The sequence below is a fragment of the Sporosarcina sp. FA9 genome (assembly GCF_051550205.1).
GTDB lineage: Bacteria > Bacillota > Bacilli > Bacillales_A > Planococcaceae > Sporosarcina.
On the sequence record NZ_CP188819.1, the window covers coordinates 2,690,001 to 2,704,364 of the forward strand.

A 14,364-nucleotide genomic window follows, 5' to 3' on the forward strand; every position below is an offset into this window, starting at 1 on the left:
TATATTTAATTAAAAAGAAAGGAAGCATTATTAATATTGAAAATAACATTCTATAAAAAGCAATGACTCCGGCATCCGCTGTTGCAAGCTTTACGAATATTGCTGACAAGGCTACTGATATTACACCAATAATTATTGGTATGTAAGGATGGATCTTCGGTTGTTCCATTATAGTATCATCTCTTTCTGTCCAGTTTGGTTACTAAATTAGTGTTTAAGGTAATACAATAGAGAGTATAGCATTCATGTTTACTATTTCGCTACAGGGGGGATAATGATGGAATGGATTGCAAATCAAGCAGCGTACCCTGAAATATTCATCAAACTGTTAATAGCCCTCGCTTTAAGTTTGGTTATTGGAGTTGAACGAGAAATAAAGAAAAAGCCAATTGGCTTAAAAACAAGTGCAGTTATTGCAACTTTTAGCTGTCTGTTAACAATCGTCTCTATAGAAGCAGCTTATCTTTTTCCAGCAAACGAGGAAATAAACATCACTATGGATCCTCTTCGATTACCAGCACAAATTGTAAGCGGAATCGGTTTTCTTGGGGCTGGTGCGATTTTAAGAAGAGATAACGACAATATTACCGGGCTAACTACGGCTGCTATGATTTGGGGTGCGGCCAGCATCGGGATTGCTGTTGGGACGGGATTTTATATTGAAGCTGCGTTTACTGTCTTAAGCGTTATATTTGTAATCGAAATTCTTGCGCCAATCCTATCTAAATACGGTCCTAAACGTCTTCGTTCAAATGAAGCAAATTTCACTATTAGTGTTCTCGACAAATTAAAGATTGACGAACTTATTCTGCTTCTAAAATCAGAAAATATGACCATCAAAAATTTACGCATCAAACAAATTGTTATAAATGAAAATCACGTGACACATGAACTAGGATTCCGATTAGCAGCAGTAACAGAAAAACCCACATCCCAATTATATCTTGAATTAACGGCACTTCCTTATGTAGAATCAGTTGAAATAGAATTTTTTTCTTAACGGAGGAATCTAATGAAAGAACTATTATTACTAATAAAAGATGGAAACAAACCTTCCCTACTTGCCGGGGTTGTTAATACAATTATAGGTATATTGAAAGCAGTCGCATTTTTCCTCACAGGAAATGTTGCTATGTTTGCGGAAATGTTGCATTCATTCGGTGATGCCGCCAACCAATTTTTCGTTTATATTGGTTCTGCTTTATCTAAAAAAGCACCAACTCCTAAATATCCCAATGGTTTCGGAAGAATCGTTAACTTAGTTTGTCTTGGTGCAGTGATTATTGTAGCCATAATGTCTTATGAGGCCATTAAAGAAGGTTGGCATCATGTAGTAAATCCAATCGTATCCGGCGGAGTTTATATCAATCTGTCCGTGCTTGGTTTTGGTATCCTTCTTGAATTCTTTGTTCTTTATAAAGCAGGAAAAGAAGTTCTCCACGAAGCCGGCATTGATCAAAAAGGATTACTGGCACCGATAACCACTAGCTTTCGTCACTTAAATCGAGCTAAACCACCAACGAAGTTGGTATTTATGGAAGATTTAGTTGCAACAGCCGGTGGTATACTTGCTTTTTCAGCAGTTCTTATCGCACATTTCTTGGGCTTTCTTGCTGCAGAAGGAATTGCCTCCATTTTGATTGGCTTAATGATGTTTTATGTAGTGGGGAAAGTTTTCCTAGAAAATGCTAAAGGAGCAATTGGAGAAACCGATGAAGAAATGCTTAATCATATAGCACATATCGTAGCTGCAGACCCTGATGTATTGGATATCCAACGCATCGAAGTAGTTAAAGAAGGAGAATTTCTTCATGTCGAACTAGTTGTCGAAGTTGTTCCAACTCATACCGTTACTTATATAGATGATATTCGTGACCGCTTAATGCAAATCATTTTAAACCAAAGAGGCGTTCAAGATGTCATGATATCATTCGATGAAGATGACGGCATCAAATCGTGGACTGGATCCAATACGATAAACGCACACAATGAATTTAGTTCCAAATTTCCTGAATAAAAAAATGCCACATGGGAGTAGGTTCCCGTGCGGCATTTTTTTCGTTTATAGAGAAAGACAAAGTATGGATAAAACATCCTCTTTATCTAGACTTGCAAACTTTCCAATATTACCATTGACTGTAGCTTTTTCCGCTATCAGCTCAAGTTTTGAATCATCAATATTATAATACGCAAGTGTTTCCGGAGCGCCCATCGACTTCCATAACGATGCGAGACGATCGATTCCTTCATGAGCAATTTGTTCTGCAGTTTTCCCTTCAGGATTTACTCGGAAAACTTTGACTCCAAGTTTAGCAAATCTTTCGGGATTCACTTTTACGTTATAACGCATCCATTGCGGGAATAAAATTGCAAGCCCACCTGCATGAGGTATATCATAAACCGCCGATACCGCATGTTCAATTTCATGTGTTGCCCAGTCCCCATTATAGCCCATTTTCAAGAAACCGTTTAGCCCCATTGTGCCTGCAAATAAAATAGTTTCCCTAAGACTGTAATCTTCCAAATTCTCAATGAGTTTTGGACCGTTTTCAATAATTGCACGAAGAACACCTTCGCACATTTCATCTTGTACCGGAGTATTAGTTGCTTCATTAAAGTACTGTTCCAAAACATGAGACATCATATCTACTATTCCATATATTGTTTGATCTAACGGCACTGTTTTAGTATATGTTGGATCTAGAATTGAAAATTTGGGGTAACTAAAAGGACTTCCCCATCCGTATTTCTCTTGTGTTTCCTCATTTGTAATAACGGAACCTGCATTCATTTCAGAACCTGTAGCAGCAAGAGTTAAAATTGTACCAAAAGGCAGTGCATCTGTTGGAAATGCTTTTTTACTAACAAAATCCCATGCGTCTCCATCATATTTGGATGCTACAGCAATTAGTTTCGTACAATCTATAACCGATCCCCCACCTACCGCAAGCAATACATCTATGTTTTCCTTTTTACATATAGCTACACCTTTTCGTACTGTTGAAACTCGAGGGTTTGGTTCAACACCTGCTAGTTCATGAACTTCCATTCCGATTTCATTCAGAATTGTATTTAACTCTTCAAAGAGACCACTCCGCTTAACACTTCCACCGCCGTATACGACAAGAACTCTTTTTCCATATTGGGGTAATTCCTTAATTATATTTGATATTTGGCCTTTTCCGAAAATAAGCTTTACAGGATTCTGAAATGTAAAATCATTCATAAAGACTCCTCCTCCTTCTATTTAATACCATTATGCGTAATTCTAACTTTATTTGCAAAAAACAAAAGGTGTTCGTATGAATTAAAGCTACTTGGGAATAATAGTAATGGAGGTGCATAATATGGGGACAATTCACAAAATTGCTCTTGCACTGACAATCATCGGTGCATTGAATTGGGGACTTGTCGGTGTGTTTCGCTTTGATGTTGTCGCCGAATTAGCTGGCGGCTACAGAGAACCGGTTGCAAGACTTATTTATATTCTAATTGGTGTTTCAGGACTTTTAAATCTTGGATTGTTATTTGATGATTTTCGTAACCGAGAAACAATAGAAATTCATACACCGAAAGAAATATAAAAAAGAAAAAAGGCATTTCCCTTATAATGGGGAAACGCCTTTTTATAGTTATATTTATGCCCAACCACGGAAACGTGATGCTTCTGCAGTTTTGCGTAATCCAATCATATATGCAGCAAGACGCATATCTATGTTACGAGTTGTCGCCATTGAATAAAGGTTATCAAATGCATCAACCATTTTCTTAGTCATTCTTTCACGAACTTCTTCTTCTGTCCAATAATACCCCATATTGTTCTGTACCCATTCAAAATAAGATACAGTTACGCCACCAGCACTTGCTAAAACGTCTGGAACGAGAAGGATACCACGATCAGTAAGTATTTTAGTTCCTTCAGAAGTTGTTGGTCCATTTGCAGCTTCTACTACAATTGTCGCTTTAATATTATGTGCATTTTTTTCAGTAATTTGATTTGCAATTGCAGCCGGGACTAGAATATCACAATCTAGTTCAAGTAATTCTGCATTCGTAATTGTATTGTCAAAAAGTGTTGTCACAGTTCCAAAGCTATCTCGACGATCTAATAGATAATCTATATCAAGACCTTCAGGATCATGAAGAGCACCATATGCATCCGAAATACCAATTACTTTAGCGCCTGCATCATGAAGGAATTTAGACAGGAAGCTTCCTGCGTTACCAAATCCTTGAATAACAATACGAGCACCTTTCATATCGATTCCACGACGTTTTGCAGCCTCTGAGATAATAATTGTAACTCCTTCAGCAGTTGCACGATCTCGACCTTGTGAACCACCAAGTACAATTGGTTTCCCTGTAATAAATCCTGGTGAGTTAAACTCATCAATTTTACTATACTCATCCATCATCCATGCCATAATTTGCGCATTTGTAAAAACGTCTGGTGCTGGAATGTCTTTTGCTGGCCCCATTACTTGGCTCAGTGCACGAACATAACCACGACTTATACGCTCAAGTTCACCCATTGACATTTCACGCGGATCACAAATAATCGCACCCTTACCTCCACCATACGGAAGGTCTACAATTCCTGCTTTTAAAGTCATCCACATTGAAAGTGCCATGACTTCTTCTCTTGTAACATCCGGATGAAAACGAACTCCACCCTTTGTCGGTCCAACTGCATCATTATGTTGTGCACGGAATCCCGTAAACACTTTGATTTTTCCATCGTCCATACGAATAGGTATGCGAACTTCTACCATACGAATTGGTTCTTTTAGTAGCTCATACATTCCTTCGTCATATCCAAGCTTGTCGAGCGCCTCTTTAATGACTACTTGCGTTGACGTAAATAGATTAAGGTTTTCAGTCAATTGAATTTCGCCTCTTTGATTCATAATTGTTTACTTCGGTCATATTATAGCATAATCCGGAATGTTTTTGGAAGATTACTACTTACTTAACCTAAAACTATTTTGATTTTTTCCAATGCCCAATCTATTTCCTCTTTTGTTATTACAAGAGGCGGTGCAAAACGAATTACAGTATCATGTGTTTCTTTACAAAGTAGACCATGTTCTTTTAACTCCTCACAATAAGGACGTGCCGCTTCTGTAAGTTCAACACCAATAAATAATCCACGACCTCTAACTTCTTTGATCATTGGATTTTTAATTTCTTTAAGCTTTTCCATGAAATAATTTCCTAATTCAAGTGAGTTATTTGCTAATCCTTCGTCTTCTAAGACTTCAAGTGAAGCAATTGATACTGCACAAGCCATTGGATTCCCACCGAAAGTTGAACCGTGTGATCCAGGATTGAATACGCCAAGAATATCTTTATTAGCAACTACACAAGAGATTGGGAATACTCCACCGCCCAAAGCTTTACCTAAGATATACATATCAGGCTCGATGCCTTCCCATTCGCATGCAAACATTTTACCTGTACGACCTAAGCCTGCTTGGATTTCATCTGCAATAAATAAGACATTATGCTTTTTACATAGGTCACTAGCAGCCTTCATAAATCCTTCAGAAGGTATTAAAATTCCTGCTTCTCCTTGAATAGGCTCAATTAGGAATGCAGCGGTATTTGGAGTAATTGCCGCCTCAAGTGCTCCAATGTCACCATATGGAATAAGTTTTATTCCAGGTAGCATTGGGCCAAAGCCACGTTTGTATTCTTCATCAGATGATAAAGATACAGCTGTCATTGTACGACCATGAAAGTTTCCTTCACAAGCAATGATTTCTGCTTGATCTTTTGCTACACCTTTTACATCATAAGCCCAACGACGTGCTGTTTTAACTGCTGTTTCAACAGCTTCTGCACCAGTATTCATTGGAAGGGCCATATCTTTACCAGCTAGACCACAAATCTTCTCATACCATGGTCCAAGTTGGTCATTATGAAACGCACGCGAAGTAAGTGTAACCTTATCTGCTTGGTCTTTAAGAGCTTGAATAATTTTCGGATGACGATGTCCTTGGTTTACTGCAGAATAAGCAGCAAGCATGTCCATGTATTTATTTCCTTCAGGATCCTTTACCCAAACGCCTTCAGCTTCTGAGATAACAATTGGTAGTGGATGATAGTTATTTGCACCGTACTGGTTTGTTTGTGCAATTACTTTTTCTGATATCGTCATATACTATTCCTCCTAATTTAGATAACAGACACATCTATACGATGTGTCTGTTATATCTTATTTATATTATAGCGTTTCCGAAGTTGTTTTACCTTGCATATGCAACTGTAAATAATCAGGTCCGCCTGCTTTTGAATCTGTACCGGACATGTTGAAACCACCAAATGGTTGGTATCCAACAATTGCACCTGTACAACCACGGTTGAAGTATAGGTTTCCAGCGTGGAAGTCTTCGCGTGCTTGTTCGATGTGGAAGCGATTGTTCGTAATTACCGCACCCGTCAAACCGTAATCTGTATTATTTGCAATATCGATTGCCTCAGTGAAACTTTTCGCTTTCGCAAGAGCAACAACTGGGCCAAATATTTCTTCTTGCATAATTCTTGCCATAGGGTCAAGATCTGCAATTACAGTTGGAGCTATGAAGAATCCTTTTGAATCATCGCCAACTCCACCAGCAATTAGACGACCTTCTGTTTTACCGATTTCAATATAACCCATGATTTTATCAAATGCAGCTTGATCGACAACAGGTCCAGTGAAGTTTGCAGTGTCTGTTGGATCTCCGTACGTCAATTCTTTAGTAAGTTCTCCAATACGAGCAACTACTTGGTCGTAAACATCTTCATGGATTACTGCACGTGAACATGCCGAACATTTCTGTCCGCTGAATCCGAATGCAGATTTAACGATAGATTGTGCAGCAAGTTCTAAATCTGCATCATTATCGACTACCATTGTATCTTTTCCGCCCATTTCAGCGATTACACGTTTCAACCAAATTTGTCCTTCGTTCACTTTGGAAGCACGTTCGAAAATACGAGTTCCAACTTCACGTGAACCTGTGAAAGAAACAAATCGAGTTCTTGGGTGATCAACAAGATAATCTCCAATTTCAGAACCTGATCCAGGGATGTAATTTACTACACCTGCTGGCATTCCGGCTTCTTCAAGGACCTCCATAAATTTATATGCAATTACAGGTGTTGTAGATGCTGGTTTTAGTAGAACTGTGTTTCCAGTTACGAGTGCAGCTGCAGTAGTTCCAGCCATAATCGCAAATGCAAAGTTCCAAGGTGAAATAACTACACCTACGCCTAATGGAATATAGTCAAAACGATTGTACTCTCCAGGACGACTTTCAACAGGTACACCTTCTTTTAGATCAAGCATTTGACGTGCGTAATACTCTAAGAAGTCAATTCCTTCTGCTGTATCCGCATCCGCTTCGTTCCATGGCTTACCTGCTTCTTTTGTAAGCAATGCAGAAAACTCATGTTTACGACGACGAATAATTGCAGCTGCCTTGAATAGTACATCTGCACGGAATTCAGGTTTAACTTTTCTCCATGTATTAAATGTTTCGTCTGCAATATTCATTGCCTTTTCAGCTAGATCGCGACTCGCTTTCGAAACACGCCCGATTACTTCTTCTTTATTTGCAGGATTCGTTGATACCAACTTGCCTTCTGTAGTAATGCGCTCTCCACCAATAATCAGTGGGTAGTCTTGTCCAAGATATTCTCCTACTTGTTTTAGCGCCTTAAGATAGTCTTTCTTATTCTCTTCAATTGTAAAATCAGTGAATGGTTCATGCTTATATGGAATCATGAAATTCCTCCTCATTTAATTTAGACGCAAAATAAATTTGCACTTTGTATTTGGTTACCTATATAATATAGCAAAAGACCTTTGCGTTAATCAAGTATTATTTACTAAATATTATTAAATTTTTTTCGGATGGTGATATTAATGAAGAATACAAATCGTTCCTTACTCCCTTTCTATTCAATAACTGTCGACAAAGCAACTATTGGTATTCACGCTGTTGACAAGGATGGAAAAACAATTCTCTACAATCAAAAAATGAAAGAAATTGAAGGTCTAGGCCTTGAAGATGTTAAGGATAGGTCAATTCTTGAATTATTTAAATTGGATCAAGAAGAGAGTACCTTATTAAAAGTTTTGCAACAGGGTAAAGAATTATTAAATGTAAAACAAACATACTGGAATAGAAATGGCATAGAAATAACAACGATTAACGACACTTTTCCTGTTTACGATAAAGACCAGCTTGTTGGGGCTGTGGAACTTGCACGTGATGTTACTGTTTTGGAAAAGTTTCAACAATCCTATCGTAAAAATAGTTTTCCAACGACCTTTAATCAAATTGTTGCGGAATCTCCTTCTATGAAAACCGTTATTAGTACAGCAAAAAAAGCTGCGAATGCAAAGCTACCGGTACTATTGATTGGAGAAACCGGTACTGGAAAAGATTTAATCGCCGAAAGCATCCACAATGAATTATTTCCAACCAATGGTCTCTTTTATACTCTCCATTGTCATAATTCTGATTCCCTTCTAATTCAGCATCTTGTAGAGGATATTGAAAATAATGATTTATATACGATTTTCAGCGAAAGAGTCGATCTTTTATCAATACCTCTTCAAAAAAAGCTTCTAAAAGAACTCACAAAACTTTCTGGAGAAAACAGACAATTTATTGCGAGCATTGGTGATGATCCTGTTGAATTGATTGCTTCGGGTACTCTTCTAAAAGATTTGTATTACTTCTTCTCCTCTTTTACAATTCGTATTCCACCGTTACGTAAACGGAGGGAAGACATTTTACCGTTCATCACTTCTTATTTAGCACTTCGAAGCGATCGATTCGGTTCTTTTCTAGAAGGCATATCAACCGTGGTCGAAGATCTTTTTCAACAGTATGATTGGCCTGGGAATTTGCGTGAACTTGAATTTCTACTTGATGAAACAACCTCTCTGGCGACTACAGAAAATGTCATTACATTCGACATGCTTCCTCTTCATTTCCGTATGAAAAGTAGTAACATCGGAAATAAACCAAATGTGGTTACGGATTTTATCATCCATGGTGAAAAAGAATTACTACCTCTCGACCGTTTTTTATATGAAACTGAAGTTTATTATTTAGAAAAAGCTATGAAAATACATGATAATAATATAACGAAAACCGCAAGCGCACTTGGCATGAGTAGGCAAAGTTTACAATACCGTCTACGTAAATTAAAAAAATGAGGAAAAGGCATAATCGCCTTTTCCTCATTTTTTTTCTTAATAACTAGATTTATCAATCCAGTCTTGTAGTTTATCTTTCAATGAGTTGAATCCTTCTGCATCGCGTTCGTCCACTTTTGCTTGTAATGTTTTTCGAGGATTGCTGTCTTTACGTGCATCTGGTGGTACATCGAATAATGCGCGAATCGATAAGCTAATTTTCCCAGCTTTTTCATCTACTTCGAGAACTTTAACTTTTACTTCTTCTCCAATAGTTAGAAATTCATTGATGTCCTTCACAAATCCGTAGGTTACTTCGGAAATATGAACAAGACCTTGTGTTCCTTCGTCTAATGAGACAAATGCTCCGTAAGGTTGTATACCCGTTACTTTGCCAGTGAGCTCTTCCCCCACTTCATACTTTTTCGCCATTTAGCACAGCTCCCAATCTAATTTCGAATATACTATCTACCATTAAGGCCACCAAAATTATAACACGAATGAAGTTTGCGGGCAAAAAAAGCTCATATAATCATACTTCTTCTAACTACATAGCTCATTTTTTTATTCAGTAAATAGATTTGAAGTATATACAATTCTCCAGCCATCTTCAGTCCATTTCATTGGAATAGTAATTTCCGGCTTGGCATCAGGATTTTCGTCAAGATTACTAGTTAATGTTGCTACTCCAGGCCAATGCCCATTTTCATCTTGTTCCAAGCCTTTAAAGGAGATCTTGCTAAAATGATTTTCCATATTCTTTGGTTCATTACTACTCATATGTTCTACATAATCCTCGAGTTCAATCGTATCTGTATGGTCATCTTGAATAAACAATGCATATTGTGCTTGATAATCTCCAATTTCTCCTGCATATAAATAAACACCAATTATATCAATCGCACGACCACCTTGTAACATCAATGGATATTGTTCCAAATAAACCGCCCCATAATGGTGTTCAGCTTCATTTTTGAAGTTTTCATTTATCTGAACATCTTCCTCTAGTTGATAAGAAGGCAATTCTTCAACCATCGGATTATAAAGATACCAATTCTGCTCTTTGTCTAAATATACGGAAATGTTCCTGTGCATATTGCCAGAAACAATTTCTATATTTGCAATAAAGTCGTATCCAATCCGATCTATACTAGTTGAAGAAAATATTGACTTTTCGGCATCTTTAAATAATGAAAATCCTTTCCTCCACTTACTCACAAAATCTTTTAGTGACTGAACTTCGCCTGTCCCCATATAGTCCATATTGTCATCATAAACTAAATGATACATAGTCTCTGGATCATTCATTTCATTCGCATAGTCATAGACACCAACAGTATAGATTGGTGATTTACCTTTAAATACATGAATGTCATGCGAACTTTTAAAAGCGTTATACAATTGCTTCACTTCTTTAGGAAAACTATCGTTTGTTAGTACAACAGAATCGTCGTCAATAAGAGGACGCTTGCCGTACATGAACTCCTCTAGTTCATCAGATTTTGCTAGTTTAAGTGCTTCCTCTATTTTAGACGTATCAAATTCATTCCAACTTTTCGATACTTTCCACCCGGACGCTTCCATCTCTTCCACAATCGGTTCAAATAAATAATTGGTTGGATGCACACCATACATTTCCGAGTATCTTTGCCACGCTAGTTTAAATTCGTTTTTTACGATTCCACGTTCATCAAATACATTTAGGTTCCTTGATCCTTTAACGAACTTATAAAACAACTCTACATATTCAGCATACATGGCTGGATATAGATAATCATCCTCTTTTACTTTTTCCAATGTATCTTGCATTGTGAGCAAATGATAAAAAGATTCATCAAAAGAAAGCTTCATCATTTCTTCAAATAAATAAGGCTCATTTACAATAAAAATCGCATATCCATACATATTATAATGTAAGGCAAAAATGATGTCTTGATACATTTCCGTTAAATATAGATGTGGCTCAATTTTACCTGTTGTTTTATCTTCGCTTAATGTAATGGAATGATTACGCATGGAAGCTACTATATTCTTAAGTTCTTCTGGCAATTCATCACTAAACTTTATCATTTGCTCAGCTTTATTGCCATAGCCTCCAGTTTCAAAACTTTCCACATCTAATCTATAATCCCAAAGCACTTCCGAATAAATTGAAATAATGTCCTTAGACTTCTTTCGGTAAGAACTTAGAAATTCAATGCTCTTATCTTCATCGTTCATTAAGCTATTACTTATTGACAAGTCCTTTAACATTTGAGATGGAATTTTCAACTCATTTAAAATGGTTTCAAATGCCGATTCTCCAGCCTTAAGCGAATCATTTTTTTCTTCCTCAAGAAATGCCTTCATTTGCATATCGGCCGATTGTATAAATGCAAGCTTATCAAAACGTTCATTCGTAAGCATCAATGCTTCTTTATACGTATCACGGAGTTTTGTATACTCCACAGCATACTCACTATCCGATAATTTTATGGTTTCAGCTTTATTCATCGTAATAAAAGACGTGATTAAGATACCTACTAATAAAGTACTCAAAATAAAGGCCAATCGAATGGATTTGGATGTCTTTTTCCCTATTGTTGAAATTGTTTTACTCTCTGTAATTCGTTCTTCTTTAAATTGAACAGGAAGCCTGTTATATGATTTATTCAGTAATTCAAGTCTTTTGTCTATGTGATCTATTTGCAGCGACTTTTCGGCTTGATCAATCCTTGTTGAAATTTCTATTTCTGAATTATTTATAATGAGCGCTATCTCTTCGAATGTAAAGTCGTGAAATTTTGACAAAATCAGTGGAATCCGTATATTCGCATCCAACTTTCCAATATCCTCATGAAGCTCAGCATCTTCTTCGAATAAAAACAAAGTTTCTTGTTCCGTGCTTATTGGTTGTAGTGCTTCTAATTTTCTAATTATCATTTTATAAAGTTCGGGCAAGAGTTGTTTCCCATCATTTATACTTCCTATTTCATTTTGAAATTCATCAAATGTTTGAGTCGCAACTTCGAGTGCAGATTCAATTGGTAACCCATGCTGATAAGCGAAGCGTACAATTTTTTCTGAATGAAGTTTAATCCATATTTGAAGTGCCTGTAAATCTCCATCCAGTATTTTCGGAATTTGTTCGTTCTCATCCACTTGCAGCCCCCCAATCCTTTCCATTGTACCAAAGAATTCGGAATTCTTACGTCAATTCAGTAAAATTAGAGATTCTGCCCTAAAATTAATGAATAGAACTGCCCCCTAAACTATGAGACAGCTCTAGGTCAACTAAATTACTGCATTGGCATGAAATGAACACGCCACCCAAATTTCGTTTTCATCATACTGAAGTGTTTCCATTCCTCTTCTTCATCAGAAAATGTTCCCGGTTTAACAAACAATTTCGCTACACCTTGTAAAATACCATCAATATCCCGTTTTGCCTCAAATGATACGCCTTTAAATAAATTAATCATTTTATCTTCTTCAGAAACCGGATGATCTTCTGAAAACGAGAGATGTTCTTTTTTATCTATCACTATATATCGGTCGTCTTGCACATATAGGTCATACTGGGTATCGTAGTCACCTATTTCCACGGTGTAAAAATACAACCCAACAATTTCTACTGCAGCAACATTTTTTAGAAGCGATTGATCTCGTGTTGCTGAGAAGGCTTTATAAAGATCATGAACTCTATCAAAATAATTCTGATCTAGAGGTTTTTCAATAGTAGACTCTTCAATTTGCATGTCATAATAATCGATCACATTCTCATGTAGTGAATTTATTACATCATTATAGTTGCCTTGTATTTCGTAACTTGCTTCCGTAAATTCCATATATTCATTCTCCAAAAATCGAATGTTCTGCATACTCATTCCATCCACCATACTCGTAAATATCCTGTTCAAACGGCTAATCTTTGAATCATTTGCTTGGCTATTCTTTTCGGCGTTTATTCTATTCAACTCTTTCTGATGGTCAAATAAAGCATCATCGTAAACAGAGATAAGTGCATTCACCTTTTGTCGGTATTCCGTCATGAATTCTATGCTCGCCTCTTCGCTGTCTGTTAATGGATGCTTAATTAAATTTACAATCATTTCCGAAGGTAATATAAGCTGAGTCATTAATCCGTTAAATTGTTCCCTTAAAATTTCAACCTTATCGCTATGACCCGATAAAATTCCTAAGTTGTCGTCACTAGCTAAAAGGACCGCTGCTCTATCAGCAGACCGAATGAAAGGTATTTCAGCAAACCGTTCTTCATCCATTTTTAACAGTTCTTTCCGCTTCTCACGTTCTTCTTTGTATGATTCCTTTAGCTGAAGGAGAAACTGTTCCGTAATCTCCCCTTCTATCGCTTGTTCGTCTGTATCTGACAGAAGAAATGCGGCGGACAGGATTCCAATAATGAAAATACTTGCGATACTTATAACCCAAGCGGTTGCGTTTTGTTTAAAAGAACTATTCTTTTTGAGGTGCATTTGGGGGGATTCTTCTTCAATTTTTCTAAACACTTCTTCTTTATCAAATGCAGACGGAACTTGATCATATGATTTTTTCAACATCTCCATGCGTTTTTCAAATTCGTTATTTTTCATTAAGAACACCTCCATCCGCATTAATCGCATTTTTCAATCCATCTTTTGCACGGAACATCCGTGTTTTTACGGCCGAAAGACTAATATTCATAATTTCTGCAATTTGTTGGTAGGATAAGTCTTGAAAATAATAAAGAATGAGTGGAATCCGATATTTTTCATCGAGTTTTAAAATTGCAATATGTAGCTCATAATCTTCTTCAAATATAAGTATCTTTGCCTCAACGGAATTGGGAGTGAAATATTCGTGATTCGCAAATGCTTTTCGCTCTTTGCCTCTTTCTCGGCTTTCTTTCCGGTAATAGTCTCTTGCTGTATTCAATGTTATTTTGTATAGCCATGTTGTAAAACGTTCATGATTGAATTGATGCAAAAATCGATATATTTTTATAAATACCTCTTGCGTCACATCTGGTATATCATCAAGATGTACACCACATTGATAAGCAAATTTCTCCACTGTTCGATAATGAATTTCCATTAAATCACTGAATGCATCTTTGTTGCCTTGTTGTGCACGAACTATCAATTGGCTTTCGCTCATCTTTCCCCCTCACTCTCTCACTTCTATAGGTG

General features: G+C 36.8%; 13 protein-coding genes (1 of these 13 cut by a window edge). 4 read left to right on the forward strand and 9 right to left on the reverse strand.

What is annotated here, in order from left to right:
- Positions 1-169, reverse strand: partial view of a DMT family transporter gene (locus tag ACP8HH_RS13520; RefSeq protein WP_438312115.1) — the 5' portion only. The gene continues 734 nt to the left of window position 1, outside the view; 169 of the gene's 903 nt are visible here — the first part of the coding sequence; the start codon lies at positions 167-169; the stop codon falls past the left edge of the window.
- A 108-nt stretch (positions 170-277) separates the two neighbouring features.
- Here ACP8HH_RS13520 and ACP8HH_RS13525 point away from each other — a divergent pair, with 108 nt between their 5' ends.
- Positions 278-1,000, forward strand: a complete 723-nt coding sequence (locus ACP8HH_RS13525; protein ID WP_438312117.1) for an MgtC/SapB family protein — start codon at positions 278-280, stop codon at positions 998-1,000.
- A 12-nt stretch (positions 1,001-1,012) separates the two neighbouring features.
- Positions 1,013-2,017: a cation diffusion facilitator family transporter gene (locus ACP8HH_RS13530; RefSeq protein ID WP_438312120.1), complete on the forward strand. Its 1,005-nt coding sequence runs from the start codon at positions 1,013-1,015 to the stop codon at positions 2,015-2,017.
- Between the two features lie 45 nt (positions 2,018-2,062).
- Here the strand turns inward: ACP8HH_RS13530 and ACP8HH_RS13535 are convergent, their stop codons facing one another.
- Positions 2,063-3,226, reverse strand: coding sequence for an iron-containing alcohol dehydrogenase (locus tag ACP8HH_RS13535; RefSeq protein ID WP_438312122.1), 1,164 nt, complete (start codon positions 3,224-3,226; stop codon positions 2,063-2,065).
- A 121-nt stretch (positions 3,227-3,347) separates the two neighbouring features.
- Between ACP8HH_RS13535 and ACP8HH_RS13540 the strand changes: the two genes are divergently transcribed.
- Positions 3,348-3,584, forward strand: a complete 237-nt coding sequence (locus ACP8HH_RS13540) for a DUF378 domain-containing protein (protein ID WP_438312124.1) — start codon at positions 3,348-3,350, stop codon at positions 3,582-3,584.
- A 54-nt stretch (positions 3,585-3,638) separates the two neighbouring features.
- Here ACP8HH_RS13540 and ACP8HH_RS13545 read toward each other — a convergent pair whose 3' ends face one another.
- The 3 genes from ACP8HH_RS13545 to pruA all read right to left on the reverse strand — a co-directional run bounded on the left by ACP8HH_RS13545 (position 3,639) and on the right by pruA (position 7,771).
- Positions 3,639-4,883 (reverse strand): Glu/Leu/Phe/Val family dehydrogenase, encoded by a 1,245-nt coding sequence (locus ACP8HH_RS13545; RefSeq protein WP_438319178.1) that lies wholly within the window; start codon positions 4,881-4,883, stop codon positions 3,639-3,641.
- Between the two features lie 86 nt (positions 4,884-4,969).
- Positions 4,970-6,160, reverse strand: coding sequence for an ornithine--oxo-acid transaminase (locus tag ACP8HH_RS13550; protein WP_438312126.1), 1,191 nt, complete (start codon positions 6,158-6,160; stop codon positions 4,970-4,972).
- 66 nt (positions 6,161-6,226) lie between these two features.
- Positions 6,227-7,771 carry an L-glutamate gamma-semialdehyde dehydrogenase gene (gene pruA, locus ACP8HH_RS13555; protein WP_438312128.1) on the reverse strand — a complete coding sequence of 515 codons (1,545 nt, stop codon included), beginning with the start codon at positions 7,769-7,771 and terminating at the stop codon, positions 6,227-6,229.
- Positions 7,772-7,912: 141 nt separating this feature from the next.
- Here pruA and ACP8HH_RS13560 point away from each other — a divergent pair, with 141 nt between their 5' ends.
- Positions 7,913-9,217 carry a sigma 54-interacting transcriptional regulator gene (locus ACP8HH_RS13560; RefSeq protein ID WP_438312130.1) on the forward strand — a complete coding sequence of 435 codons (1,305 nt, stop codon included), beginning with the start codon at positions 7,913-7,915 and terminating at the stop codon, positions 9,215-9,217.
- Between the two features lie 36 nt (positions 9,218-9,253).
- On the opposite strand, the gene yugI is transcribed toward ACP8HH_RS13560, so the two are convergent.
- From yugI to ACP8HH_RS13580, 4 genes are all read right to left on the reverse strand, one after another.
- Positions 9,254-9,628 (reverse strand): S1 domain-containing post-transcriptional regulator GSP13, encoded by a 375-nt coding sequence (gene yugI, locus ACP8HH_RS13565; RefSeq protein WP_438312133.1) that lies wholly within the window; start codon positions 9,626-9,628, stop codon positions 9,254-9,256.
- Positions 9,629-9,760: 132 nt separating this feature from the next.
- On the reverse strand, positions 9,761-12,337 hold the full coding sequence (locus tag ACP8HH_RS13570) for an RNA polymerase sigma factor (RefSeq protein WP_438312135.1): 2,577 nt from the start codon (positions 12,335-12,337) through the stop codon (positions 9,761-9,763).
- A gap of 137 nt (positions 12,338-12,474) precedes the next feature.
- Positions 12,475-13,788, reverse strand: a complete 1,314-nt coding sequence (locus ACP8HH_RS13575; protein WP_438312137.1) for a hypothetical protein — start codon at positions 13,786-13,788, stop codon at positions 12,475-12,477.
- Positions 13,778-14,332: an RNA polymerase sigma factor gene (locus ACP8HH_RS13580; RefSeq protein WP_438312139.1), complete on the reverse strand. Its 555-nt coding sequence runs from the start codon at positions 14,330-14,332 to the stop codon at positions 13,778-13,780. The genes ACP8HH_RS13575 and ACP8HH_RS13580 overlap by 11 nt, the downstream gene beginning before the upstream one ends.
- Between the last annotated feature and the right edge of the window lie 32 nt (positions 14,333-14,364).